Origin of the sequence: Methylobacterium sp. Leaf123 (assembly GCF_001423405.1) — a bacterium.
Lineage (GTDB): Bacteria > Pseudomonadota > Alphaproteobacteria > Rhizobiales > Beijerinckiaceae > Methylobacterium.
The window spans coordinates 68,241-94,213 of sequence record NZ_LMNS01000012.1 but is presented as its reverse complement, the minus strand read 5'-3'; the positions used below and the strand labels follow the sequence as shown (position 1 = coordinate 94,213).

Below are 25,973 nucleotides of genomic sequence, written 5' to 3'. Positions count from 1 at the left end.
GAGCTCGCGCCCTCCGCAATGGAGACGGATTTACCCGACGTCTCACGGGATCTTAGTCCCTCGGATGATGCCCCCGATACCCGATCGGCCCGGCGCACCCAAGAAACCTTAACGGAATGGTTACCAAGCCAAGTCCCGTGATCCGGCATTCGCCCCAAGTTCTGACGCTTGCAGCCTTAAACGGGTACGGCCCAAACCGGCCTGCGCTGTGGATAGCCGGCGCCGCCCACAGGCAGGTCGCCGCGCCCGGCCGTTTTTCCCCAGAACCGGGGGGAGGGAGCGGCCGTTTCACCCCGAATGCCGATGATCCAGCCAACGATGAGGACGGACGTGGACCTCGAGAACAAGCTCGCCCCTCTGCTCGATCGCGCCCATCTCGATGCGCAGACCTTCGGCGATGCCGACCTCGCCCGGGAGGTGCTGGGCCTGTTCGAGGATCAGTGCCGCCGGCTCATGCCCGCGATGGCGGAGGCGAGCCGTCCGGCCGAGGAACGGGCCGACCTCGCCCACACCCTCAAGGGCGCCGCGCTCGGCGTGGGAGCGATGCGGGTGGCCGCAGCGAGCACGGCTGTCGAGGCGGGGCTTCGCGCCGGCGGCGAGGCCGATCTCGACGCGCTGCGCGACGCCACCGCGCAGACCCTCGACACGCTCAAGACCTTCGGCCTGGAGGTGTGAGCAGCCCTCAGTGTTCCGGCTTGTCGAGTAACCCTTCGAGCCCGAGCGCTTGGCGCTCCTCCGGGCTGAAGGCCGTCCCCGTGTTGCGGCGCGGATCGTCGAGGATCTCCCGCCACTTCAGTGAACGAGCGGTGGGGTTGCGGGCCATGGTCTCGCCCTCCGTCAGGCGGACGGCGCCGGGGTGGCCCTCCCGTCGGCATGACGTTGTGCGCCGCAATATGGCTCCACTACACGCCAAGAAAATATAACGTATGTTGGTGTCTGTTCGCAGGGCGCGGGCCCGTGCCCTGGAACGGTGCGACGCGGGCGTTGGCGGCGCGACGGAAAAGCGCCGGCTTGCCGCTTGCTTTCTCACTCCGCCGCCCGCAAGCAGGCGCCACGCCGCCCCCTGAAGGACCGCAGGCGGACGCCGACACGTCCCGGAGCAAGGTATGCCCAAGATCACCTTCGTCGATCACGCCGGCACGGCCCGCACGATCGACGGCGAGGTTGGCTCGACCGTCATGGAGACGGCGATCCGCAACAACGTTCCGGGGATCGATGCCGAGTGCGGCGGCGCCTGCGCCTGCGCCACCTGCCATGTCTACGTGGACGGGGAATGGGCCGACAAGGTCGGACCGGCCGAGCCGATGGAGCAGGACATGCTCGATTTCGCCTCGGACGTGCGCGCGACCTCGCGCCTGTGCTGCCAGATCCGCGTGACGGCGGAACTCGACGGCCTCACCGTGACGACCCCGGCCCGCCAGGGCTGAGGCGACGCCTCGCGGGGGTCTTGAACCTTCGCCGCCGCTCGCATGGCGGCCGTTCTCGCATTCCTGCTGTTCCTGCCGGTCCCGCTCCTGCTGGGGCTGGGCTCGACCGGCACCTGCTCGCAGAACGACACCGATCCGTTCCTGACCGGCGCATGCCTCAGCCTGCCCTTCGTGGCGGGCTCGTTCGGGTTGGCATGGCGCTCGGCGCGGCGCACGCGGGCGGGTCTTGGAAAGGGGCATCTTGCCTTGATCGGGCTGCCGAGCCTCGCCCTGGCCGGACTCGCTGCCCTCGTTATCCTGATGAACGCCGCCCTGGTGCGGGACACGCTCCTGCTCGGCCTCTCGCCCTGCGGCGCCGACCACACCGAGGCACGGTTCCAACCCGAACGTGTCCTGATCGGCGGCCTCTACGGGCTCCCGCCGCTGGCCGTCCTCGTCACGGCCCTGAACGCTGTGCGGGCAGCCTTGCATGGCGGCCTGCGGCGCGGCTGAAGGGCGCTCTCGAGCCGTGCCCGACCGCGCTGCTCTCCTCTTGTTGTGCCGCGCTCTTGCAACGAACCGGAACCCGCTTCATCGAAAGAGAGCGCTCTACCGCAGCAGCGCCCGCATCGCCCCGTCCAGCCCTTCGAGGGTCAGCGGGAACATCCGATCCGCAAAGATCCGGCGGACCATGCCTATCGAATGGGTGTGGCCCCAATGCTCGGCCGGAATCGGGTTGAGCCAGACCGCCTTCGGGAAATGATCGAGCACCCGGCCGAGCCAGACCTCGCCCGCCTCCTCGTTCCAATGCTCCACCGAACCGCCGGGATGGGCGATCTCGTAGGGGCTCATGGAGGCGTCGCCAACGAACACCACGCGGTAGTCGGAGGGGTAGGTGCGGATCACGTCGAGGAGCGGGATGCGCTCGTCGTGGCGGCGATGGTTTTCCGTCCACACCGCCTCGTAGGGGCAGTTGTGGAAGTAGAAATGCGCGAAGTGCTTGAACTCGGAACGCGCCGCCGAGAACAGCTCCTCGGCCAGTTCCACATGCCAATCCATCGAGCCGCCGACATCGAGGAAGAGCAGCACCTTCACGGCGTTGCGCCGCTCCGGGCGCAGCCGCACATCGATGAAGCCCTGGCGGGCGCTCTCGCGGATGGTGCCGTCGAGGTCGAGTTCGTCGGCCGCCCCCGTGCGGGCGAAGCGGCGCAGGCGGCGGAGCGCCACCCGCATGGACCGGGTGCCGAGTTCACGTGAATCGTCGAGATCCTTGAACTCGCGCCGGTCCCAGACCTTGACCGCACGGAAGTTGCGGTTGCCGTCCTGGCCGATGCGGATTCCCTCGGGATTGTAGCCGTAGGCGCCGAAGGGCGAGGTGCCCCCGGTTCCGATCCACTTCGATCCGCCCTGATGGCGCTCCTTCTGCTCGGCGAGGCGCTGTTTCAGCGTCTCGAACAGCTTGTCCCAGCCGAGCGCCTTCAACTCGGCCTTCTCTTCGTCGGTCAGATACTTCTCGGCGAGCTTGCGCAGCCATTCCTCGGGGATAGGTGCAGATTCGACCGCCTCGCCCAGCGTTTCCAATCCCTTGAAGACGGAGGCGAACACCCGGTCGAACCGATCGAGGTTCGACTCGTCCTTCACCAGCACGGTGCGGGCGAGGAAGTAGAATTCCTCCACGCGCTTGTCCGCGAGATCGCTCTCCATCGCCTGGAGCAGCGTGAGGTACTCGCGCAGGGACACCGGCACGCGGGCCTCGCGCAGGCCCGTGAAGAATTGCAGCAGCATGGGACCTAAACGCCCGAGCCCGGCCTGCGGGTCAAGCCGATGCCGGAAACCGGGGCCGGGCGCGGCCGCAGACCTCGCAGGGTCGGGCCGAGCGCCGCGCCTGTGGATAGCGACGTTTTCCGGTGGATAGTGCCGGCAACCGCCTTTGTACGGAAGGAAGAGCCGTCATCTCCATGGATCTAAGATGCCTCGCACAATGCAGGATGCGTTCGTGACTTGACGATGGGAAGGCCCTCATGCCCGCGGTCTTGCGATCCCTCAGCGATTTCAAGAAATTCCTCCGCAAACCCGGAGCGACCCTTCAGATCGTCCAGAACACCTTCGTCGATCGCCAGGACGCGGAGTCCCGCGCCGCTTATCGCCGCAAGGGCCTGTACGAGCCGCGAACCCTGCGGGCGATGTCGAAGAAGGCCGCCGTGTTCGACGTGAAGGGCCACGACAGCACCGTGTGGCTCTACTGGGATCGGGGCACCCGACACTGGCGCTTCTCCGGCGACACCGTCACCGTCCCGCTCAACGCCGCCCTCGGACCGCCCGACGCGGTGGTCTATCGCTGCACTCTGCCTCAGCCGAGCGGGCAACGCCGTCCCGCCAGAGCGCGCGACGACGATGAGGCCATGCTCCCGGGCCTGTAACGGCGGGCTCCGACCGATACAGTTCCGTCGCCATGGCGAGGCCGAACCATCCCGGATCTGCCGTCATTCACGAAATCCGGCCCGTTCGACCTGCCGAGACCGGCGGTCAGCTCGGGGTGACTTCTCACACTTTGTTGAACAGACGAATCAAGCACCCTTGATCGTGGCCTTGATCGAACCTCAGCTTGCGCAGACCACCTGGAGAGATCCCAAACTGGTGTCTGATCCGGACTGATCGTTCGCAATAGCAGCCAGATCGTGGGTTTTTCTCGATTTTGCAGTCGTTTTCTGGGAAAATGGCTAGAACCGGACTTGAATCTTTCTCAGATCCTTTTAGCTCACAAGAACGAGGGGCAAACAGGATCACCTACAATGTCGGAAACCAATCAGGTCACGCAACACGACCGTATCGAGCTCGCAGCCGATCTCGTCTCGGCTTATGTCTCCAACAACTCTCTGCCGTCGCCTGAACTCGCGGGTCTGATTGTTCAGGTTCATGCGGCCCTGGTCGCCCTGTCGGCACCGCAGGCGCCCAAGGAAGAAGAAGTCGAGCGGGCAACCCCGGCCCAGATCAAGAAGTCGATCACGCCGGATGCCCTGATCTCCTTCATCGACGGCAAGCCGTACAAGACGCTCAAGCGGCACCTGACCACGCACGGCCTCGACATCGAGGGCTACCGCCGCCGCTACGGCCTGCCGGCCGACTATCCGACGGTCTCGTCCAACTATTCGGCCGCGCGCTCGGCGCTCGCCAAGGATCTCGGCCTCGGCCAGCAGCGCCGCAAATCCTCCGCGAAGGCCGCGGAGCCGGTCGACGAGGTGGTGGCGGAAGCCGCCTCCGAGCCGCGCCGCAAGACCGCTGCCGGCGAAGGCCGCAAGACCGGCGGGCGCCGCAAGGCCGCCTGAGGAAAGATGCCGCGTCGGCGGAGTCATCAGACTCCGCCGACCGGCTCCGACACGGCGCGTTGATATGATCCGCGCAGTGAAAATCTTGGTCGATGGCAGAACCGCCGGGCGGCCGAGTGCTCGGGCCGCATCGCGTGAAGACTTGCAGCGACTGCGCCACAACGGTCACCAACGGCCTGTCGTCTTCTGCCCACCGCAGACGCGCTCATGAGGCGCCGCTTTCCAATGCGGCCTGCGCCATCGCGCGAAGACGGGCTCCCAACACGATAAAACTGCAACGCGCTCGCACTCAGATCGGCTGACTTCGTCCGAGGCCGAATGCTCGCGACGGGATGCCCGCGCAGATGCCTGCCCCGGCCAGGATCGGTCAGACCGCCGTGTTCGCGTACGATCCCGCCACGATCAGAAGCGTGACGGTCGGCTTCACGGATAGGATCGGTCATACCTCCGAAGCGTCATTCAGAGCATCGTCCGACACGGTGGTCGACGGCTTTCAGTCAGAGACGCTGCGAGATTTGAGACCGCGACCACTGTCTTGGATTCGTTTCCAGACGTTGGCCCAGTCTCGATCGGCCGGTGACATGCCTGCGGATCGGCATTCAGTCGGCCGGACCCTCGGGTGATGCGACAGACGCATCCACGCGGCGCATGCAATTGTCGGCGAGACCGGAGCACGCCGCACAAGAGTAGATGCGGGTTCGACACTGAAACGCGGGCCGGATCGACAACTTCCGTCGTCGGACCCGGCCCCATCATCGGACAAGCCGCTCGGCTTTCGCCCTGTCTTCGCCGCCCCTTCAGACGGCGAGACCGTTCCGGCGGCCCTTCGCGCAAAAAATCAGGCGTCGGGCATCGCCGATTGGATGAGACGGTCGGAGGAGAGATCCTCCTCGTCATATCCGAGGAGTTCGGCGAGGCGGCCGCGAGCGCGGCTGACGCGGCTCTTCACCGTGCCGACCTTGCAGCCCATGATGGTCGCGGCCTCCTCGTAGGAGACACCCTCGGCGCCCACCAGCACGAGAGCCTCGCGCTGATCCGGCGGCAGCTTGGCGAGCGCCGTCTGCAGATCCTCGACATCGAGCCGGTCGCCCTGATGCGGCGCGGTGGCGAGGCGGGCGGCGTAGGAGCCGTCCTGATCTTCGACCTCGCGCACGCGCTTGCGGTGATCCGAGTAGAAGATGTTGCGCAGGATCGTGAAGAGCCATGCGTTGAGGTTCGTGCCCGGCTGGAAGCGGGCGCGGTGCTGCCAGCCCTTGAGCAGAGTGTCCTGCACGAGGTCGTCGGAGCGCGCCGGGTTCGATGTCAGCGACAGGGCGAAGGCGCGCAGGGACGGCACCGCGGAGAGCAGGCCGTTGCGGAATTCGGGATCGATCCGCTCGCCCTGCGCCTTGAGGGCAGCTTCGAGCTTGCCGATCAGCTCGGAGAAGCGGGACGGTGTGTCCTCGCCTGCCCCCAGCGTGTCGTACACGCTGCGCAGATGATCGCCGAGATGGCTGCGGATGGAGTCGGAAAGTTTGGGACGGCCGTCTGTCATCGCGGGACGATCCAGGGTCGCTTCGGTATCGTTACGCATCGGGCTCTTTGCAATCGGGACTTTTCGGCAACGACGGCGCGGTGCCGCGTGGAGAAGGCCCCGGCACGGCCCTTAACATAGTTGTAGCGCATCGGCCTGATCCAGCACACCCGCGCCACGCGAAATACTGCCACGCTTGCACACAAGACGGTAGGCTGTCGCCCAAAGAGTGATCCGCGTCCCGCTTGATCCATGCGGGACGCGGATCGCCCAGCCCGCGCGGCGCTTGAGGAGGACACCCAACGCGCAGGCACAATGGGATCCCGCCGAAACCCACATCCGCCATCCCGAGGGATCAGCCGGATTTGGGAAGAGATGATTCGCCGAGCCTGTCGCTTGAATGCGGCAAATCGGCAGGCCCCTCCGCCTTCTCCGATCGATCGCCTTCAGGCCGCGCCGTGGATCTCCGGCGCCGGACGCGGGCGCTGCCGCGGCGCGTCCTTGAGCACCCGCACCACGCCGTCGGTGAGAACGAGGGTGTCGCCGCGCTCCAGTTCGGTCCAGGTCTCGTCGCGGGTCAGCGCGCGCGTCGCGATCATGGTGACGATATCGGTCTCGGTGGTCTCCTGCGCGAAATCGACCCGCCAATCCTCGTCGATCAGCGTCGCCGTGCCGAACGGCGCCCGGCGGGTGAGGTAGCAGAGCCGCTTGCCGCAATGGGCGTAGAGCACGCGGCTGTCGGAGAGCAGCATGTTGAACACGCCGCGCTCCGAAAGGATGAGGGCGTAACCCGCAATGGCCGCCTCCAGGGTCGCGGCGCGGGGCGGCTTGGGGAAGCGCTCCTGAAGCTGTGACAGCATCCAGCAGAAAGCGTGTTCGCTGTCGGTGGTGCCGACCGGCTCGAACCGGCCGAGCGGCAGCCGCTTCACGCCCTTGAGCTGTCCGTTATGGGCGAAGGTCCAGGGCCGGCCCCACAGCTCGCGGGAGAAGGGGTGGGTGTTCTCCAGGCTGACGCGCCCACGATTGGCCTTGCGGACATGCGCGACGACGATGCGGCTCTTGATCGGATAGCGGCGCAGAAGCTTGGCGAGTTCGGAGCGGGCGCTGGGCTCCGGATCGTGGAACGAGCGGCAGCCGCGCCCCTCGTAGAAGGTGATGCCCCAGCCATCGGCATGCGGGCCGGTCTCGCCGCCGCGCCGGGCCAAAGCCGCGAAGGAGAAGCGGATATCGGTCGGCACATTCGCGCTCATTCCGAGCAATTCGCACATGGTTGCCGGGGTCTTCTGCGTCGCGGGCGATGGGGTGGAAAAGGGCGGGGAGGGGAAACTAGGAAGCTTCGGGGGGCGGAACAACCGATTTGCGGCGCATGTCCCCCGCCGCCGCGCCCGGCCTTCCCCGCGCGCGCTCACGGCCCGGCCAGACAGGGGTGACGGCCAGCCCCGGGATCAGGCGCCGGACCACCGGCGCTAATCCCAGGGCGAGCCCGATCATCCCGGCGAGCGCCAGCAGGTCGGTGAGGCCGATGCGGAAGCTGGCGCGGAAGGCGGGCGTGACGAACCAGTACAGTTCGGCGAGATGGATTGCGACGGCGAGCGCCGCCACCAGCCGCGTGCGGTTCTCGCCGGGACGCAGGGTCAGGATGGCGGCCAGCCCCACGACGACGGCCGCGGACAGCGCCAGGGCGCAGCCGGAAAAGCCCGCGCGCAGCCGGTACCACGCGGCCGCCCCCGGATCGGCGGCAGCGCCGAGCATCAGGAACTGCACGACGTGCAGGCCGGCCCAGACGAGCAACAGCACGGCAAGCGGCGTGAGGCGATCATGGCGGCGCCGGGCGGGCCCGGTATCGGGCGGCGCGACGAGGATCGCGACGGCGAGCGCGAGACTCGACCACGCCGCCAGCACCAGCAGGCCGAAGGCGCTGGCGTGGAAGCGCAGGCCGGGATCGGTTCCGACCGACATGACGAGGTCGTCCGCGGCCAGCGTGCCGACCACGGTGTGGAGGCCGAGGCCGAGCACGGCGCGCCCGTCGTCGATCCGCCCGGCCTTGGCCCAGGGCTCGCCGCCGCGGCGGGCGAAGAGCAGGGCGAGACCGGTCCAGAGCGCGAAGTAGAGGGCAAGGCGGATGGCGAGGAGCGATGGTGCCGCCCCGAGCAGGGCAAGCGGGCCATCCGGCCCGGCGCTCTCGGGCGCTGGATAGAGCAGGAAGGCCGCCACCGGGATCGGCAGCGCGAGGATCGCGGCCACCGGCATCAGCACCAGCAGGCCGCGCAGGGTCTCCAGCAGCGCGGTCTCGGGCTGCGGACGCCAGGCATCGGCCCGCTCGATCATGATGACGACGGGCAGCGCGCCCGCCGGCAGGGCGAGGAGGCAGGTCCAGGCGGCGAGGTAAGCAGGCGCGAGCCGGGGCAGCCCGGCATGATGGAGCGCCAGCAGCAGGCAGGCCATTCCCGCCGCGAAGGCCGCCGCCGGGCGGCGGGCGGGATCGCGGAAATAGGCGCCCGCGGATTTTGCCCCCGTCGCCTTGCGGGCGGCGCCGCCCTTCTCCTCCGCACTCACCGCAGCGGCTCCGCGGCGAGGCCGTATAGGGCAAGCGGACGCCCCGCATCCGCCGGCAGGGCACTCAGGCGCCGGGCGAGGGCCGCCGGATTGAATGGCGCGCCGGAGGGCTCGATCGTCAGGACGAAATGTCCGGCGAGGGCAGCGGGGAGAACGCGGCCGGTCCGCCCGGCTCTCAGAGCGGAGACGAGCGCGACGCCGAGGCCGAGCACTCCGCCCGCCGCCGCGGCGGAGAGCGCCGGCACCGCCGCCATCGCCCCGGATAGCGGCCACGAGGCCGGCCAAGGAGGCGGCCAGACATCGGGCCACGAGAGCGGCCGGGCGAGGAGCGCCGCCACGCTCGCCGGTCCGTCCGGCATCTCCCCGGCAAGGCCGGCAATGCGGATGGCGACGAAGGCCGCAAATCCGAGAAAGGCCCCGAATAGAGCGAGGCGGTTCAGACCCCGATCCGCCCGGTGCAGGGCGGCGGCGGCCTCCGGCATCGGCACCGGGCCGAAGGCGTCGAGGCGCGGCCCGCGGGGCCCCGAGAGCCCACGCGCCGCCTCGGCCAGCCCGGCCTCCGAGGCGAAAATCGCGATGAGGCCAGGAGGCTGGCCGGGGGGTTGGCCAGGGAGCTGGCCGAGGGATTGACCAAGAGGCTGGCCCGGCCGGGTATCCGGCGCGATCTCCGGCGCCCGTGGCGCAGCATGCGCGTTCTCGGCGAGGGCGAGTTGGCGCGTCTCGGCGATTCCGACCGGGGGCACGAGGCGGAGGAGAAGCAGCAGGCCGAGAACAAACAGTCCGGCGGAACCCAGCGTAGCGATCCCTGCGGTCAGGAGATCCGCGAAGGTCGCCCCCGTCATCCCGATCCGCGTGGCGAGCACGTGATCCGCGCCGAGGCCGATGGCGACGAGGGCGCCGATCAGGCCGAGGGCGAGAGGGCTGCGGCGGATGGCGGGGATCCAGAACAATTGCGTGGGGACAAGGCCGGCGAGCATGAGTGTCCAGAAGGCGGGCGCCTCGTCGCCGAGGAACCTGCGGGTCAGGCGCGCCCGCTCGGCCGCGTCGCCGTAGAGCAGGGCGGTAACGATCTCGGTGACGTGGCAATAGAGGGCGGCAAGGCCGAAGGCGAGCAGCAGCCGCCCCAGGATATCGAGGTGCCGGCCGGTGATGAGGCCATCGAGTCTGCCGCTCCGGCGCAGGGCTGTGGCGAGCGCCGCGATCAGCCCGGCGCCGGAGAGCACCGCCTCGACCAGCAGGGCGATGGGGAGCAGGGTGTCGTGCCGCTCGGTGCGAAGGGCGGCCACCAGCGCAAGATCGATCAGCACCGCCACGGCCGCGAGAATGCCGAGCAGGCCGAACCCCCGGCAGGCCCGCTCCCAGGCGAGCCATTGCAGGGCCGAGCCGCACCAGCCGGCGGACAGCGTTCGGTAGAGGCGGGCGCGTCGGCGATCCGGCTCTGCGGCGTCGCGCAACACCGCCCAATCCGGCAGGAGCGCCGCCGCCCAGAGGCCGAAGCCTGCCAGGAGCAAGGCCCCGAGGCTCACCGGATGGACCGGCACCGGGTGGAGCGCGGCGAGACCTGCGCAGAGCAGGGCAGCCGTCTGTGTCAGCCGGCCGATCCCGCAGCGCCACGCGACGCCCGCGAGCAGCAGCAGCCCCGCGATCAGCAGGCATCCCGCAGCGAGTCCGATCCACCACGCGGCGCCGGCCGGACCGAATTCGGCGGGCACGGCCGAGCGCAGACCGGCCCAGACGAGGATCGGGACGAGGGTTCCGGCAACCGCGAGCCGCCAGAGGCGGCCGGCCGGCGCGAGCACGCTCCCCGCGAGCGCGGCGGCGATCGAGGCGACCGTCTCCCCGGCCCCGATCACCGGCGCGCCGTAAAGAGGAAGGGTCTCGGCGGCAGGTTGCAACGCGCGTTCGGTCATCGGCTCAACGGTCGGCCGCAGGCGGCACGCGGCTTCGATCCTGAAGGGGAAAGGCGGGCGATGGATTGTCTCGCACGGCCATCCGGTGGGGTCCGAAGGGAGGGTGGGAAAGGGCGCTGCCGAACGGGATGGCTGGGAAATGCGGGAAAGGCAGGCCCTCCGCCCGCGGTCTCGAACGCGGATCGCCCGCCATGTGCTCTCCCGCACCAAAGAGCAATGCCGCGGCGGGAATGCAATGCGACGCGCCGGCCGCGCGGGCTTGCGCCGCGGCGTTTCCGTGCGAAGAGGACGAACCGTGACGGCCTCCTCACGCACCGGCCTGCCGGATCGTCCCTCACAGCGCCGAAACCGTTTTCCGATGCCGCACCCCACCGCCGCGAACTCGCCGGCCACGGCTTGGCCGGGCGCCCGGAATGCCGATGGAGCGTGATCCCGTCCTCTTCGCCTGGGCCTCGTCGCCGCGTCGGCACGCGGCGGCGCTGGGGCTAGCGGTGGGCCTCGGCGGACCGCTGGCGCTGTTCGTGCTGCTGTGCCTGCGCGACCTCATCTCGGTGCTGACCCGCAGCAGCCCGGATTTCCTGCCCTTCCTGCGGATCGCCCTGCCGCTGCCGGGCCATCATGGCGACGAGGCGCCGATCCTGTTCCAGGGCTGGAGCCTGCCGCCGACGGAACTGCCGCTGATCGCGCTGACCTCGCTCGCCGCCGCCGCCCTGCTGCTGGCCGCCCTCGGGGCCGCGGTCGCGTATCTCTGCTTCTCCGTTCAGGCCCGGGCCACGGCGCGGCTGCGGGCGCGGGCCACCGAGGCGATCCTCGCCTCGCCGCCCGGGGCCCGCGAGGATCTCCGGGCGCTGCCCGGCCTCGTCGGCCAAGCCCTGGCGCGGATGGGCCCGCTCTCGGCGGTCGGCATCGTCGTGCCCGGCCTGACGCTCGCCGCGGTCCTGCTGGCCCTCGTCATGGCGGAACTCACCGCCCCGCGCCTCGTGCCGGTGATCGCGCTGTTGCTCGCCGCCGTCGGCTTGGCGCGGGTTCTGCTCGCCAGCCGCACCGCCGCCCGGCGCAGCCTGCGCCATGCCGACACCGCCGCGACGGAGGCGGGCCTGCGCGACCTGATCCGGCGGATGCCGGCGGTGCGCGCCCACGGGGCGGCGGCGTTCGAGCGCCGCCGCCTGGGGCTGCGGGCGCGGGCCGCGCGCACGGCGCTGGCGCGGGCTGAGGCCCGGCTCGCCTATGCGCGGGCCCCGGCGCTGGCGCTCGTCGTGATCCTGCCCGCGCTCCTCGTCGCCACCGCCCTGTGGCAGGGCGAGGCCGCCACCGAAGCCGACAACGTCCTGCCCGGAGCGCTGGTCGCCGCGGCCGGCGCCTTCGCGCTGGCGGCAACCCTCGTCGCGATCAGCCTGCGCCTGTGGAGCCAGCACCGGGCGGTCGCTCCCCTGTTCCGCACCATCGCCGAGACGCTGGACGCCCTGAGCCCCCGCCTGCCGGGGAACCGCTCGCGCCAAGCGGCCCCGTTCCCGGAAGCGGGCGCCCTCGTCGCGAAGGGCGTCGGCGCCTACGATCCCGGCAGCGGCGAGCGGCTGACCGGCGTCGATCTCGCCCTTCCGATGCCGGCGCATGTGGCGATAGTGGGTCATCGCGGCAGCGGATCGCGGGCGCTCGCTGCCCTGCTCGCCGGGCAGATCGAGCCCACCGCCGGCGCCGTCACCTATGGCGGCACCGATCTGCGCGCCTTCGACTCCGCCGAGCGCGCCCGGCGGATCGCGCTGGCCGGCTCGGAGGCGATCCTGATCGAGGGGACGCTACGCCAGAACCTGCTTTACGGCGCCCGCAGCGGCGATCGCGAGGCCTCGGGGCTGGCCGAGCGTATCGCCATCCTCAAGCTCACCGGGCTCGACGCCTTCGTCTACGAACGGGGCCTGGAAGCCTCCGTCGATCCCGAGGACGATCCCGCCACCGCCGAGGCGGTCGTCGCCGCCCGCTGGGCGATGCGCGAGGCGCTGGCGAGCGAGGGTATGGCCCGGCTCGTCGAGCCGTTCGATCCGGCCCGCTACAACCATCAGGCCGATATCGGCGAGAACATCCTGTTCGGCGAGGCGGTGAGCCCGGCCTTCTCGCAAGCACGACTCGCGGCGCATCCCTATCTGCGCGCGGTGCTGGAAGCGGAGGATCTCACCCGCGCCCTGGTCGATGTCGGGCTCCAAGTGGCGCGCTCCACCGTCGAGATCTTTGCCGATCTGCCCGACGACCACCCGCTGTTCGAGACGTTCTCGCTGTTTCCGGCAGCGGAGCGGGGCTATTTCGAGGATCTGGTCGCGCGCCAGCCCGAGGCCCGCGGCTTCCGGCGCGGCCCCGCCGGGCACCGCGACCGCGAGCGGCTGATCGGTCTGGCGCTGCGCTACAGCGAGACCCGCCACCGCTTCGGCCTGATCGACGAGGCGCTGGAGCAGCGTCTGGTCGCCGCCCGCCACTCCTTCGCGGCGATGCTGCCGCCGCGCTATCGCGAGAAGGTCGAGTTCTACGATCCCTCTCGGCTCACCGCCGCCGCGAGCCTGGAGGAGAACCTGCTGTTCGGGCGCATCACCCAAGGCGAGGCGGGCGCCGAGGGGCGGGTGCGCGCCCTGGTGCGCCGGGTGCTTGCCGAACAGGGGTTGGAGCCCACCGTCTACCGGCTCGGCCTCGCCGCGCGGATCGAGGCGGGCGTCGCAGTGGCCGGTCAGGGCCAGCGGGCGATCCTGGGGGAGGGCGCCATCGGCCCGCGCGAGCGGGTGGCGATCGAGTTCGTGCGCTGCCTCGTGCGCCGACCGGACATCCTCGTGGTCGGCCTCTCGCTCGACGACCGCAAGCCCGACGAGATCACCGCCCGGATCGAGCGCCTGCGGGCGCTGCGCGCCGGGGCGGCGCTGATCGTCTGCCTGCCCGACGAGGACACCTTGAACCGGCAGGCGCCGTTCGACGCGGTGCTGCGGGTGGAGCGCAACACAGTGGTGAGCGGTGATCCGCAGGAAACCGAGGCGGTGACCGTCTGAGCGCTTCCCTTTCCCGCAAAACCGCCTCAAAGCTTGTGCACGATCCGGTTCCGTCGCCCGCGGGCACCGCCGGTCGGCCTCGATCGAGACGGTGCATGCTTCCCCCGAACCGCTCTCGAGGCTCTGTGAGATCCTTCCTCAGAACCCTGATTCCGGGGCTGGTCGGATTGTCGATCCTCACAGCGTCGAACGCGGGCGCCCTGGCCGACAAGGCGAATGCGCCGATCCCGGCCGCGACCCTGGCGCTGATGGCCGCGCGCGGCACCCACGCCGCCTCGCCGATCGTGCTGCGGGCCTACAAGAAGGAATCCGAGATCGAGGTCTGGAAGCGTAACGCCAGCGGGCGCTACGTGCCGATCAAGACCTATCCGATCTGCCGCTGGTCCGGGCAGCTCGGGCCGAAGACCAAGAGCGGCGACCGGCAGACGCCGGAGGGGTTCTACACGGTGACGAAAAGCCAGATGAACCCCAACTCGCGCTACTACCTCTCCTTCGACGTCGGCTACCCCAACGCCTACGACCGGGCGCACGGCTACACCGGCTCCGCGGTGATGGTGCACGGCGTCTGCTCGTCGATGGGCTGCTTTGCCATGACGGATGCGGTGGCGGGCGAATTGTTCTCGATTGCCCGCGAAGCGTTTGCCGGGGGGCAGGGCGCGTTTCAGTTCCAGTCCTTCCCGTTCCGGATGACCGCCGCGAACATGGCCCGGCACCGCACCGACCCGAACATCGCCTTCTGGCGTCAGTTGAAAGAGGGCTCGGACCGCTTCGAAGCGACCGGCGAGGAGCCGGCCGTGAGCGTGACCGGCGGACGCTACACCTTCGCCCCCTCGCGCGATCCGGCCAAGGAGGCCGCCTTCACCGCCCTGCACAAGGACGAGACCGACCGCATCGCCACCCTGGTGGAGGAGGGCTCGGCGGCCGTGCGCACGACCTATTCCGACGGCGGCCAGCACGCCTTCTGGGCAGCAAAGATCCTTCAGGGCCATCCGGTGGGCGACATCAGCCGGCCGGAGGCGCTGGCCTATGCCGGCCAGGAGGTCGTGCTAATCCCCGCCCGCCGCAGGGCGCCGCCCCCGCCGCCCGTCCCGGAGGCCTTGTGGGCGGCCTGGATCGGCATGGCCAACCCGTCACTCACCGTGCGGATCGCGGGTTTTGTGCCGCCCTATGCCGTCGCGACCGCCCGCATCACGGCTCCGGTCACGCGCTACGCGCAGACCTGGCCGAGCCTCGCCCGCGCGGCGATCGAGCGGGTGCTGCCGCCGCCCGACCTCACCCCTTCGCAACCGCCGATTGAAAAATTGGCGCAGCGCTGACTTGGATCGACTCAAAACGGCGTGTGCGAGCACGCACACAAACCCGAATGGCGGCCCCCCATCTCCGCACTGTACACTCGGAGCCTGAAGAGGGGCCGAAGAACAGCCGCGGATCCATAGCGCGGATGCGTGCGGCGGCACCACTACCACCAGAGAAAGCCCGGCCCGAGGCCGAGCATTGGTACCGATCCATGACCCTGCCATATCCAGCCAAGGACGATTCCCTCGTCCTGCGTTTCTGGGGCGTCCGCGGCTCTACGCCGGTCAGCGGCCCGGAGAATGCCGAGTTCGGCGGCAATACGCCGTGCCTGGAGATTCGCTGCGGGGAACGTCTGTTCGTGATCGATGCCGGCTCAGGCCTCGGCGCCTTCGGGCGCAACTGCCGCGAGAGCCTGCCGCAGGATATCGACCTGCTGTTCAGCCACCTGCATCTCGACCACACGTCGGGCCTGCCGTTCTTCAAACCGGCGGTGCTGGACGGCGCCCGCACGATCCACACCTATTGCGGCAACCTCGACGGGGCCAGCGCCGAGGACGCCCTCGGCCGGCTGTTCTCGCCGCCGCTCTTCCCCGTCACGCTCGACGTGCTGCCCTGCTCCTTCGCGCATCACGGCTTCCGGGCGGGCGAGCCGCTCACCTTCGCCGACGGCATCCGCGTCGACACGATTCTCCTCGACCACCCGCAGGGATCGACCGGCTACCGCTTCGACCATGGCGGCAAGCGGCTCTGTGTCATCAGCGACATCGAGCACGGCGTGAACTGGCCCGATCCGGACCTGTGCCGCTTCGTCGAGGGGGCCGACCTCCTCGTCTATGACGGCATGTTCACGGAGGGCGAGTATCCCTGCTGCAAGGGCTGGGGTCACTCGACCTGGCAGAAGGGCGTGGAGCTGGCCAAGGGCGCGGGCGCCAAGGCGCTCGCCATCATCCACCTGCATCCATGCCATTCGGACGTGCAATTGCGCTCGGTCGAGGCCGAGATGCAGGCCGAGATGCCCACCGCCTTCATCGCCCGCGAGCGGCAGTCGATCGAGGTCGGCCGGCCTCTCGTCGGCCTGACCGAACCGCCGGTGCTGACGCTGGCCCGCAGGGCCTGAGGCGGCCCGACAGCCCGTGATCTCGGCGCCGGCCCTGTCACCTCCGGGGACGGGTCACCATGCCGAAGGAAGCATCCATTACCCGGCAGGCGCGGCCCCTCTCCCAGGCGGGAGAGCGACCGCATTCGGTACCCTTACAGAGCCGAGGTCGCGTTCGCCCCTTCCTCGCGGCCGATGCGGCTGTGCTTGCGGCTCCAGGCGAAGTAGATCACGAGGCCGATCGCCAGCCAGATGATGAGGCGCAGCCACGTATCGCCGTCGAGCGAGACCATCATACCGAGGCAGAACAGGGCGCCGAGGATCGGCACGAACGGCACCAGCGGGGTGCGGTAGGCCCGCGGCGCGTCGGGCTGGGTGCGGCGCAGGATGACGACGCCGGCGCAGACGAGGATGAAGGCGAGCAGCGTGCCGATGCTCGTCATGTGGCCGAGCTGCGAGATCGGCAGGAAGCCGCCGAGCGCGCTGGTGAACACCATGAAGAACAGGTTCGAGCGGTAGGGCGTCTTCCACTTCGGATGGATCGCCGAGAAGAAACCCGGCAGCAGCCGGTCCTTCGACATGGAGTAGAACACCCGGCTCTGGCCGAGCAGCAGCACGAGGATCACGGTCGAGAAGCCGCAGATCACGCCGAAGGTGACGAGGCTCTTCAGCCACGGAAACGGCGTCGCGGCGATCGCCGTGTTCACCGGGGCGGCATCACCCCGCATGTCTTCGTAGTGGACGAGGCCCGTCAGCACGCCCGCGAAGGCGATATAGAGCACCGTGCAGATCGCCAGCGAGCCGAGGATGCCGATCATCATGTTGCGCTGGGGGTTCTTGGCCTCCTGTGCCGCAGTCGAGACCGCGTCAAAACCGACATAGGCGAAGAACACCACGCCGGCCGCGCGCATCACGCCGCTCCAGCCATACTCGCCGAAGGTGCCGGTGTTGGCCGGCAGGAAGGGGTCGTAGTTCTGCGCCTTCACGTAGAACAGGCCCACGCCGATCACGATCGCCACCACCGCGAGCTTGAGCAGCACCACCGCACCGTTGACGCGGGCGGATTCGCGGATGCCGATCATCAGCAGGGTCGAGGCCGCCACCACGATCAGGATCGCCGGCACGTTGACGATGCCGTGCGCCAGCGTGCCGTCGGCGAGCTGGTAGGTCTCGAAGGGCGAGTGCACGAGTGAGCCCGGCAGGTTGATGCCGAGCGTGTCGCGCATGAAGCGGGCGACGTAGCGCGACCAGCTCACCGAGACGGTGGCCGCGCCGACCGCGTATTCGAGCACGAGATCCCAGCCGATGATCCAGGCGATGAACTCGCCCATCGTGGCATAGGTGTAGGTGTAGGCCGAGCCCGCCACCGGGATCATGCCGGCGAGCTCGCTGTAGCACATGCCCGCAAGCGCGCAGCCGATCGCCGCGATGGCGAAGGAGAGCGTCACCGCCGGGCCGGCATGCTCCGCCGCGGCGATGCCGGTGAGCGAGAACAGGCCCGCCCCGATCACCGCGCCGATGCCGAGGCCGATCAGGCTCCAGGGGCCGAGATGACGTTCCAGCTTGTTCTCGCCGGATTCCGCGTCGGCATTGAGCCGTTCCAGCGTCTTGATCCGGAAAAGATCACTCGCCAACCCTGACGCCATAACCGCCCCACCCCCTCGTACCGGCCGAGCTCCTCTTCCGGAGCCGCCGAATGCTGACACAGATGGATCGTGAAACCGATGCGGGCGCAACGGCCCCCGGTGACATTGTAGTGCAAGGACCCGGCCAAGCTGTCACCCGAAGCGGCCGCGCCGAGATCCGTGGCCGTGTTCCCCGCTCAGAGCGCCCAGGTCCGATCGCGATAGGCGCCGTCCCAGAACCCGTATTCGAGGCGGGTCGCGTGGGTGTAGGCCGCGTGCATGCGGGCACGCAGTGCCGGTGAGGCGTCGGCGGCGGCCTCGTCAGTCGCGGCGATCATCGCGGCCACCGCCTCGCCGAACTCTTCGCCGGCATAGGTGTCGATCCAGGCGCGGTAGGGATTGTCGGGCTTTGCGCGGGAGAAGATGTCGCAGCCGACCTCGGCGTAGATCCAGAAACAGGGCAGCAGCGCACCGAGCACGACTTCGTAGGGCTCGGCATAGGCCGTCGCCATCAGCCACGCGACGTAGTGGTCGCAAGCCGGCGAGAGGGGCGTTGCGGCAAACGTCCCGGCATCGATGCCGTATTCTTGGAAGAAGCCGCCATGGAGCGCGCGCTCGACCACGATGGCGGTCTCGGCGCCGCGGGCGAACTGCACGATCCGGTCGGGATGGGGCGCCTTGGCGGCGGCGAGCGCCAGTCCGCGACCGAAGCCGATGAGGTAATGCGCGTCTTGCACGATGTAGCGGCGGAAACGCTCAGCGCTCAGAGAGCCGTCCGCCAGCTCCACGTTGAACGGCATCGTGCGGATGGCCTCGTAGGCCGCGAGATTGCGCGCCCAGGCTTCCTGCGAGAAGCGCCCGGCGGAGAGGTTATCGGCCAAGAACGGCGCTCCGTTTTTCGAAAAGGATCAACCCTGCCGCTGGGCCTGGGTCACCGCGACGTGGATCAGTTCGGCCAGCGTGCGCACCCTGAGCTTCTGGCGCATCTGCGAGCAGGCGTTGGTGACGGTCTTGTAGCTGACCGAAAGGTCCGCCGCGATGGCGCCGTAGGACTTGCCCTGAGCGAGGCGGGCCAGGATCTGCTGCTCGCGCGGCGTGAGCTGCGTCTCCGGAGTGCGGCGCGGGTCGGCGCGCAGCATCGCGACCTCGGTGGCCAGCCGCCGGTCGAGATAGACCTCGCCCGCACGCACCCGGTCGAAGGCCTGGAACAGCTCGTTCGAGGCGTGGTCCTTGAGCACGTAGCCCAGCGCCCCGGCCTCCAGCGCCCGCGAGACGATGACGGGATCATTGTGCATGGAGAACACGAGCACGCGGGTCTCGGGCTCGACGGCGCGCATGCGCCGGATCAGGGCGAGGCCGGCAAGCCCGCTGCCCTGGAAGGTGAGATCGCAGATCACCACCGGCGGGCGCAGGCGGTGGAAGGCGCGGTACCCGGAGACGACGCCGGTGGCCTCGACCACGGTCTCGATCCCGGCATCCTCCAGCACACGGCGACAGCCCTGCAGGACGATCGGGTGATCGTCGATGACCAGGACGGGGGTGGCGTTCCCCTTGCTCGACGCCGCTTTCATCACGGGGCTGCTGATCGGCGCGTTCATCGTACACGCATCACTTGGGTTGCGGCGCGGCGGGCGGAGGCGGAACCTCGCTGCCGTCGCGCTCGGGATCGATCGGAAGGGTGATCCGGACAACGGTTCCGGAGGCTTTGTTGTCAAGAGAGGCGGTGTCGAGATCGAAATGACCGCCCAGCGCCTCGACCCGCTCGCGCATCCCCGACAGGCCGAGGCCGATACGATGGCCGGGGGTGATGCCGGTGCCGTCATCCTCGACGCTCACCCGCAGGACCGTCAGGCCGGCGGCGGTCTCCTCCGTCGCGCGGGCGCGAACGTGGCGGGCGGCGCCGTGGCGCACGGCGTTGGTGGTGCTCTCTTGGATGCAGCGGAACACGGTGAGATCGACGATATCGCCGTAGCCGCGGGCCAAGCCTTCGAACACGCCATCGAAGGCGGTCTCGGGATGGCGCCGCCGGAAGTCGCGGAGCAGCAGGTTGAGGCAATCGGTCAGCGGCACCTCGCCGAGCCCGTGCGGGCGCAGGCGGTTGAGGAGATCGCGGTTGAGAACCTGAACCTGGCCGACGATGCTGCCGATATCGCCGGCCCGCGCCGCGAGCCGGTCGCGGTCGATCGCGTTGGGGCTGCCGGCGAGCCGCGCGACGGAGGCCGCGTTCGCTTCCAGCGCGAACAGGCATGGGCCGAACTCGTCGTGGAGTTCGAGGGCGATGCGGGCGCGCTCGTCGTCCTGGGCCGTCAGGAGTTGGCGGTTGAGGCGGCCATTGGCGGCTCGCGCCTCGGAGAGCGCCCCGGCCACGCGGTTGAAGCGCTCGGCGATCACCGCGAGTTCGCGGGAGGCGGGCGGGTCGAGATGGGCGGTGTAGTCGTGCCGCTCCAGCCGGGTCAGCCCGTCCGCGAGGCGCCCGAGCGGCCGCAGGATGCGCCCGAGCGCCAGGGTAAGGGCCGCCAGCACCGCGAGGTTCAGGATCAGGCTGGCCAGCGCCAGCGAGCGGGCATAGCCCCAGACCTCCTCGATCTCGTCGAGGGGCTGGGTGGTGATCGCGGCGGTGCCGATCCGCTCGCCCTTCACGAGGATGGGCAGATCATGCTGGCGCGGCTCGGGGGCGATCAGACGGACGAACCAGCGCGGCGCCGTCCGCTGCTCCCGCGCCTGCTCGGAGGGACCGAAGCCGACACGCTTGCCCTCCGCATTGAGGATCGTCACGCGGACGTGGCGCAGGGCCTGAAAGCGCAGATCGAGGGTGTGGAGCACGCTCTCGGGGCTCGGGCTGCGCAGGGAGCGGATGGTATCGGCGACCAAGGGCTCGACGGTGGCGAGACTCGCCGCCATCTCGACCTGCACGGCGCTGCGCGCGGTCAGCACGATCACGCCGCAGGAGGCGAGGGCGGCGAGGATGTCGATGGCGAGCACGACGAGGATGAGCCGGGTGCGCGTCGGCCAGCCGGCCCAGAACGGCAACCCCGTGGCGGTTGCCCGATCCTGCGCCGTGTCGAGATTGGGATCGGCCACGCGTTGCGCCATCAGGGGCGTCGGGGAAGCTTGCGTCGCGGCGGGAATCGGCACGGGCCCTCGCGGTCGATCAGTCCGCCACACGCCGACACGAGCAGGCCGGAACCGGGACCATTCGGCAAACCGCCATCGGTTAAAAGGCTCAGATTTCTACTCTTTCGGCACGGCCGCACCGTGGCCGATCGCCGAATGAATGTCCATGCCGGGGCCGCGCCGCAGGGTCGCGCGGCGCACTGATGTTTTTCTTATGGTCGCCGGGCAGCCCGCCGCGCACGGCATCGAGCCGGTTACACGCTCCGTTAAACCGGATCGGTTAAGGTCGATCATGAGAACTGATCGGGGCGAAACTTGTCCGGGGCGCGCCTGTCCCGATCAGGTCTGGCCGCCCCGGAGTTTCCGCCAGATTCGTGTGGGTGGACGGGGCCTGAATTCTCAACAGGCCGCTCCGGACATCTTGCCGCCGCATTGCCGAGGCCGTCTTGTTGCAGGGCTACAACGTGCAAGAGGCCGACCGCATGTCGGTGACGATCCATCCGTCCCAAACCCGGCCGGCCGAGCGCAGGGCTCCGGCCCGTCGCCGGCTGCCCGTCATCCTCGGCGCTGCGGGCGGGGGCGTGGCCCTCCTCGTCTTCGCCGTGGGGGCCTTCTCGTTCTTCTCCGATCTCGCCGATCCCAGGAGCCGGCCGGCGCGGATCGCACCCGTCGCCTCGCAATGGCCCGACCTGAAGGACGGCGTTCCGGCGCTGGCGCCCGCCTCCATCGGCCTGCCGGCGGAGCCACGCCGGGCCAGCCTGCCGGCCGCTGAGCCCGCGACGCCGGCCGTAGCGCCGCCGCCCGCGCCGGTGGCGGCCGCAGCGCCCGAGATCACGCCGCCGGTCCGGGCAAACCTGCCGATCGAACCCGCATCCACCGTTCCGGCCGCCGCCCGCACGGCAGCCGCGCTCGCCCCCGCCAAAGTCACGGTGCCGCTGCCTCCGAGCCGAAGCGAGATGGTGCAGGCGAAGACGGAGCAGCCGGCACGTTTCGTGTCGCTGCCCGCAAAGACGAAACCCGAGATCGCCAAAACCGAAACGAAGGTCGAGGCTAGAACCAAGTCTGACACGGCCAAGGCCGAAATCGTGAAGTCCGAGACGGCCAAGGCCGAGTCCGCGAAATCCGATCTCGGCCGGAAGCCCGCGCCCGTCGCTCGCAACCGCGCCGCGGATACGCGGCCGACGCAGACCGCCTCGGCGCAAGTCCCCGCTGCGCGACCGGCGCAGGTCGCGGCGGAAGAGCCGGAACTGCTCGGCGTCAAGATTCCCGGCGGGCGTCAGATCCGCGAAGGCTGGGATGCCGCCGTAAGCGGCCTGCTCGGCAGCAAGTCCGGCGGCGAGTAAGCCCGTCGGCGAAACCGCCCGGCTCGAACGAGCCGAACGCAGCCTTCGACCTGTGCACACCCGAAACCTTCGCCGGGCCGGCTTTCGTGCCCCGGCGCCGTCGTGTGGCGGCTTAGCCGCCGCGGCCGGATTTGGTCGCCTCGCGGCGATGGCGCTGGGCGCGGGGGCTCTTCGGCGCCTTGGCAGTGGCCGCCCCATCCCCCTGCATCCGCTCGACGCGGACATCGGCGGGCCCACGCCGGGCGAAGGACGCGGCGAAATCGTCCGCAGCGCTGGCGCGGACCTCGAAGGTGGTCTCGTTGTCGAAGATCCGGATGGAGCCGATATCGCCGCGACCGATCTGCCCGCGGCGGGTTAGCATCGGCAGAAGGCGGCGCGGCTCGGCCCGGTCGCGGCGACCGAGATTGAGCCGGAACCAGGCTGCCGGCTCGTCCTCACCGACCCGCGACGCGCCGACCGGCACACCACTGCGGGGCTCCGGACGCCGGCTGGTCTCGTAGGCCGGATCGCTGACTTCCTCCGGCACGGGGATGCGCGAGCGGTAGAGCCGGGCGAAGGCCGCAGCGAGACGCTCGGGCGGGCAGCGCTCCATCAGCGCCTCGGCCCATTCCCGCTCCCACTCGCGGTCCTCCTCGGTCTCGGGCTCGGCGAGCAGCGGATCAGACATCATCCGCTCGCGGTCGAGGACGCGGATCTCGTCCGCGTTCGGCGGACCGCTCCAATCGGGGCTCACCTTGGCGATGGCGAACATCTGCTCGGCCCGCCGCCGCCGGGCCGGCGGCACCAGCACGACGCTGGTGCCTTTGCGGCCGGCGCGGCCGGTGCGGCCGGAGCGGTGCTGCATCACCTCGGCATCATGCGGCAGGTCGGCATGGATGACGAGATCGAGACCCGGCAGGTCGATGCCGCGGGCGGCGACGTCGGTGGCGACGCAGACGCGGGCTCGTCCGTCGCGCAGAGCCTGGAGCGCGGCGTTGCGCTCGCCCTGGCCGAGTTCGCCCGAGAGCGCCACGGCCGAGAAGCCGCGCTCGGTCAGCGAGGCCTGGAGATGGCGCACGCCGTCGCGGGTGTTGCAGAACACGATCGCGACCGGCGCATCGACGTAGCGCAGAATGTTCACGACGGCGTGCTCGACCTCTCGCGGCATCACCCGCACCGCGCGGTAGACGATGTCGGCATGGCCGCGGGTCTCGCCGGCGACGGCGAGGCGCAGGGCGTCGCGCTGGTAGCTTTCGGCGAGGGCGACGATGGCCTTCGGCAGGGTCGCCGAAAATAGCAGGGTGCGCCGGTCCTTCGGGGTCGACGCCAGGATGAATTCGAGATCCTCGCGAAAGCCCATGTCGAGCATCTCGTCGGCCTCGTCGAGGATGACGGCGCGAAGCCCCTCGGTGACGAGCCGGCCGCGCTCCATGTGGTCGCGCAGGCGCCCCGGCGTGCCGACGACGATATGGACGCCCGCCTCCAGCGCGCGGGACTCGCGGCGCGGATCCATGCCGCCGACGCAGGGCACGATGCGGGCCCCGGTCTGCGCATAGAGCCAGGTCAGCTCCCGCTGCACCTGGAGCGCCAGCTCACGGGTCGGGGCGATGACGAGAGCCAGCGGCGCGCCGGGCGGCGGCAGCGCCTCGTCCGCGTCGAGCAACGTACCGGCAATGGCGAGGCCGAAGGCGACGGTCTTGCCCGATCCGGTCTGAGCCGAAACGAGCAGGTCGCGCTCGGGGACGGCATCGAGCACCGCCTGCTGGACGGGTGTCGGCTCGGCATAGTTGCGCTCGGTGAGCGCCCGCGCCAGGGGGGAGGGCAGAGACGGAAATGGCAAGGGAGATGCGCCTTAAGAACCGGCGCATTCGCACCGGTACACGCGAACCGGCAGACGGCCGGCTCGGAATTCGGATGCCGTTTCTAACCCTTTTCAGGCGCCTCGACCACTACGTCGGCCGCGTGGGGGTGTTGCGCAGGGCTCCCCCCTTACGGGCTATGCGGCGGCGGCTCCCCGAGCTCTCCATCGTCTGGTGGCGAGGAGGGTGCGGCCAGTTGGACGGCAGGCACGTCATCTGCATCGTAGAGCCCCCTACGGAACATCCAGGCATAGGATTTGCGCACGATGTCGAGGGTCGCCTCGTCGTAGTAGTCAGCGGCAGCGCGACGTGTCGTAGTGTTGACGTGTGGCAGCGCCTCCGCGTCCTGCAAGGTCACGCCCTGCAGGGCGGCAGCCAACTCGGTATCGATTTCCTCAACTTTGACGATAGCCAGCTGCGGCAGAGTGAACGTCTCCTCGATCCGGTGATAACTCTCGGTGTTCCACAGATCGCAGGTACCGTACTTCTCCCAGACCCAATGCAAATAGGCATCGAAAGGCATCATAGCGGCTTGGTGAACAGCTTCGAGAAGCGCCGGACTGTTCAGATCCTGTCCGACCGCGTCGTATTGGAGATTTTGCCGGTAATGCTCGTAGACGGAGACCTCCCGGTCGAACGGATTGCGCGTCATGACCAGCACGCGCTTGAACACGGAGGGCGACTGCGCAAGGACGCCGCAGGCATAGCCGAGGGAAACGGACAGGGAGGGGTGATTACTGTCCAATATCGACACGTCGGCGGTTTGGACCTCAGGCAACACCGACTTTAGGTAACGGAGGATCGAGGTTCCAGCTGTCTTCGGATTGTGAACGAAGAGCAGTTCGCGATTGAACAATATCATCCGGGAGACCGAAATCCTCTCGCTTGCCCCTGCACATATCTAGGCTGCGTGTTACTTAACCGTGTCGCCACCGGTTGCATAGCCGGCCCGCTGAGGGGAGGACGGTACCCTTTGGACGACAGGATTGTATCGAACGTTGCGTCGGCTGCAATCTCGGTCCCTGCGCCACCCGCCGGATGCGCCGGGAAGAACAGCAAAATCGATATCACGCCAACGCGGGGCCGAACGGAGACCGAGGATGACGACAGCGACGGTTCACCCGACCGAGAGCGGCTTACTCGATTTCGTCGTTGCGGGTGCGCAGAAATGCGGGACGACGACGCTGTATGCCTATCTCGACGGGCATCCCAGCGTCAGCATGGCGAATCCGAAGGAAACGCACTTTTTCGATACGGAAACCGCCGATTGGTCGCGGCCCGACTATGCGCGCCTCCACGCCCTCGTTCCACCCGGTGGAGCAATCTCGGGAGAAGCCACGCCGGTGACGCTTTACTGGCTGCCGGCGCATGCGAGGCTTCGCGCCTACAATCCCCGTCTCAAGATCATCCTGCTGTTTCGGGATCCGATCGATCGCGCCTATTCCAACTGGCGCATGGTCCGGCGCTTCTCGGAAGCGGGCGTCACGGTGGGCGGGCAGGCCGTGGAGACGCTGCCGTTCGGAGAGGCCATACGCGACGGCCGACGCCGAATGGCCGAGCATGTCGAGGTTCCCGGCCTCAACCGGTGGTGGGCCTATGTGGAGCGCGGCCTCTACGCCGAGCAGGTGCGCCATTTCCAGCGCTACTTCCCAGCGGAACAGTTCCTAATTCTGAACTTCGACGATATCCACAACAATCCCGGTGCCCTGTTGGCACGTGTCGCCGAGTTCCTCGACATCGATCCGAACGGTTTCACGACGGAGCGGCTCATCGAAAACCTCGGCGGTGATCGTGAGGACAAGGGGCCGGATGAGGACGACGTCCGGTATCTGTCCAAGCTCTTCAGGGACGATCTCGTGGCGTTCCAAGAGATGTCGGGGCTGGATCTCTCCACGTGGCGGACATGGCGCGCCGTTCGGAGCTGAGA

At 69.2% G+C, this 25,973-nt stretch carries 23 protein-coding genes; 10 read left to right on the top strand and 13 right to left on the bottom strand.

Going from position 1 to position 25,973, the window contains the following annotated elements; genetic code table 11:
* Window positions 1–330: 330 nt before the first annotated feature.
* Entirely contained in the window at window positions 331–675 is a 345-nt protein-coding gene (locus ASF53_RS10175; protein WP_082482665.1) for an Hpt domain-containing protein, read from the top strand.
* A 7-nt stretch (window positions 676–682) separates the two neighbouring features.
* Here the strand turns inward: ASF53_RS10175 and ASF53_RS25660 are convergent, their stop codons facing one another.
* Window positions 683–823, bottom strand: a complete 141-nt coding sequence (locus ASF53_RS25660; RefSeq protein WP_156635481.1) for a hypothetical protein — start codon at window positions 821–823, stop codon at window positions 683–685.
* 283 nt (window positions 824–1,106) lie between these two features.
* Here ASF53_RS25660 and ASF53_RS10170 point away from each other — a divergent pair, with 283 nt between their 5' ends.
* The gene (locus ASF53_RS10170) at window positions 1,107–1,427 is read left to right on the top strand and encodes a 2Fe-2S iron-sulfur cluster-binding protein (RefSeq protein WP_056197576.1); all 321 of its coding nucleotides are present in this window, start codon (window positions 1,107–1,109) and stop codon (window positions 1,425–1,427) included.
* A 42-nt stretch (window positions 1,428–1,469) separates the two neighbouring features.
* Entirely contained in the window at window positions 1,470–1,919 is a 450-nt protein-coding gene (locus ASF53_RS10165; RefSeq protein ID WP_056197574.1) for a hypothetical protein, read from the top strand.
* 96 nt (window positions 1,920–2,015) lie between these two features.
* Here the strand turns inward: ASF53_RS10165 and ASF53_RS10160 are convergent, their stop codons facing one another.
* The gene (locus ASF53_RS10160; protein WP_056197572.1) at window positions 2,016–3,191 is read right to left on the bottom strand and encodes a vWA domain-containing protein; all 1,176 of its coding nucleotides are present in this window, start codon (window positions 3,189–3,191) and stop codon (window positions 2,016–2,018) included.
* A gap of 236 nt (window positions 3,192–3,427) precedes the next feature.
* Between ASF53_RS10160 and ASF53_RS10155 the strand changes: the two genes are divergently transcribed.
* Together ASF53_RS10155 and ASF53_RS10150 are read left to right on the top strand one after the other, a co-directional pair.
* Window positions 3,428–3,826: a hypothetical protein gene (locus tag ASF53_RS10155; RefSeq protein WP_056197570.1), complete on the top strand. Its 399-nt coding sequence runs from the start codon at window positions 3,428–3,430 to the stop codon at window positions 3,824–3,826.
* Between the two features lie 372 nt (window positions 3,827–4,198).
* Entirely contained in the window at window positions 4,199–4,732 is a 534-nt protein-coding gene (locus ASF53_RS10150) for a Ros/MucR family transcriptional regulator (protein WP_056197568.1), read from the top strand.
* A gap of 838 nt (window positions 4,733–5,570) precedes the next feature.
* Here the strand turns inward: ASF53_RS10150 and ASF53_RS10145 are convergent.
* The 4 genes from ASF53_RS10145 to ASF53_RS10130 form a co-directional block, all read right to left on the bottom strand.
* Complete coding sequence (locus ASF53_RS10145; RefSeq protein ID WP_003604688.1) at window positions 5,571–6,305, bottom strand: sigma-70 family RNA polymerase sigma factor; 735 nt, start codon at window positions 6,303–6,305, stop codon at window positions 5,571–5,573.
* Between the two features lie 386 nt (window positions 6,306–6,691).
* A complete protein-coding gene (locus tag ASF53_RS10140; RefSeq protein WP_056197567.1) occupies window positions 6,692–7,513 on the bottom strand; it encodes a class II glutamine amidotransferase in 822 nt (273 codons plus the stop codon).
* 58 nt (window positions 7,514–7,571) lie between these two features.
* Entirely contained in the window at window positions 7,572–8,801 is a 1,230-nt protein-coding gene (locus ASF53_RS10135; RefSeq protein ID WP_056197565.1) for a hypothetical protein, read from the bottom strand.
* The gene (locus ASF53_RS10130) at window positions 8,798–10,711 is read right to left on the bottom strand and encodes a quinol:electron acceptor oxidoreductase subunit ActD (RefSeq protein ID WP_056197563.1); all 1,914 of its coding nucleotides are present in this window, start codon (window positions 10,709–10,711) and stop codon (window positions 8,798–8,800) included. The genes ASF53_RS10135 and ASF53_RS10130 overlap by 4 nt, the downstream gene beginning before the upstream one ends.
* Before the next feature lie 419 nt (window positions 10,712–11,130).
* Between ASF53_RS10130 and ASF53_RS10125 the strand changes: the two genes are divergently transcribed.
* From ASF53_RS10125 to ASF53_RS10115, 3 genes are all read left to right on the top strand, one after another.
* Window positions 11,131–13,734, top strand: coding sequence for an ATP-binding cassette domain-containing protein (locus ASF53_RS10125; protein ID WP_056198385.1), 2,604 nt, complete (start codon window positions 11,131–11,133; stop codon window positions 13,732–13,734).
* Window positions 13,735–13,859: 125 nt separating this feature from the next.
* Complete coding sequence (locus ASF53_RS10120) at window positions 13,860–15,050, top strand: L,D-transpeptidase family protein (protein WP_286134302.1); 1,191 nt, start codon at window positions 13,860–13,862, stop codon at window positions 15,048–15,050.
* Window positions 15,051–15,241: 191 nt separating this feature from the next.
* Window positions 15,242–16,147, top strand: coding sequence for an MBL fold metallo-hydrolase (locus ASF53_RS10115; RefSeq protein WP_056197559.1), 906 nt, complete (start codon window positions 15,242–15,244; stop codon window positions 16,145–16,147).
* Between the two features lie 134 nt (window positions 16,148–16,281).
* On the opposite strand, the gene ASF53_RS10110 is transcribed toward ASF53_RS10115, so the two are convergent.
* The 5 genes from ASF53_RS10110 to ASF53_RS26410 form a co-directional block, all read right to left on the bottom strand.
* Complete coding sequence (locus tag ASF53_RS10110) at window positions 16,282–17,772, bottom strand: amino acid permease (RefSeq protein ID WP_056197557.1); 1,491 nt, start codon at window positions 17,770–17,772, stop codon at window positions 16,282–16,284.
* 176 nt (window positions 17,773–17,948) lie between these two features.
* Window positions 17,949–18,632: a TenA family protein gene (locus ASF53_RS10105; protein ID WP_056197555.1), complete on the bottom strand. Its 684-nt coding sequence runs from the start codon at window positions 18,630–18,632 to the stop codon at window positions 17,949–17,951.
* A 27-nt stretch (window positions 18,633–18,659) separates the two neighbouring features.
* Window positions 18,660–19,349: a response regulator transcription factor gene (locus ASF53_RS10100; protein ID WP_056197553.1), complete on the bottom strand. Its 690-nt coding sequence runs from the start codon at window positions 19,347–19,349 to the stop codon at window positions 18,660–18,662.
* Window positions 19,350–19,359: 10 nt separating this feature from the next.
* Window positions 19,360–20,844 carry an ATP-binding protein gene (locus ASF53_RS10095; protein WP_056197550.1) on the bottom strand — a complete coding sequence of 495 codons (1,485 nt, stop codon included), beginning with the start codon at window positions 20,842–20,844 and terminating at the stop codon, window positions 19,360–19,362.
* A 138-nt stretch (window positions 20,845–20,982) separates the two neighbouring features.
* Window positions 20,983–21,159, bottom strand: coding sequence for a hypothetical protein (locus tag ASF53_RS26410; protein ID WP_156635479.1), 177 nt, complete (start codon window positions 21,157–21,159; stop codon window positions 20,983–20,985).
* A gap of 188 nt (window positions 21,160–21,347) precedes the next feature.
* On the opposite strand from ASF53_RS26410, the gene ASF53_RS10090 reads away from it, so the two are divergent.
* Complete coding sequence (locus ASF53_RS10090) at window positions 21,348–22,208, top strand: hypothetical protein (protein WP_056198382.1); 861 nt, start codon at window positions 21,348–21,350, stop codon at window positions 22,206–22,208.
* A gap of 112 nt (window positions 22,209–22,320) precedes the next feature.
* Here the strand turns inward: ASF53_RS10090 and ASF53_RS10085 are convergent, their stop codons facing one another.
* Both ASF53_RS10085 and ASF53_RS10080 read right to left on the bottom strand, forming a co-directional pair.
* Window positions 22,321–24,027 carry a DEAD/DEAH box helicase gene (locus ASF53_RS10085; RefSeq protein ID WP_056197548.1) on the bottom strand — a complete coding sequence of 569 codons (1,707 nt, stop codon included), beginning with the start codon at window positions 24,025–24,027 and terminating at the stop codon, window positions 22,321–22,323.
* A gap of 149 nt (window positions 24,028–24,176) precedes the next feature.
* Window positions 24,177–24,908: a sulfotransferase domain-containing protein gene (locus ASF53_RS10080; protein WP_056197546.1), complete on the bottom strand. Its 732-nt coding sequence runs from the start codon at window positions 24,906–24,908 to the stop codon at window positions 24,177–24,179.
* Between the two features lie 136 nt (window positions 24,909–25,044).
* On the opposite strand from ASF53_RS10080, the gene ASF53_RS10075 reads away from it, so the two are divergent.
* The gene (locus ASF53_RS10075) at window positions 25,045–25,971 is read left to right on the top strand and encodes a sulfotransferase domain-containing protein (RefSeq protein WP_156635477.1); all 927 of its coding nucleotides are present in this window, start codon (window positions 25,045–25,047) and stop codon (window positions 25,969–25,971) included.
* The last annotated feature ends 2 nt before the right edge of the window (window positions 25,972–25,973 follow it).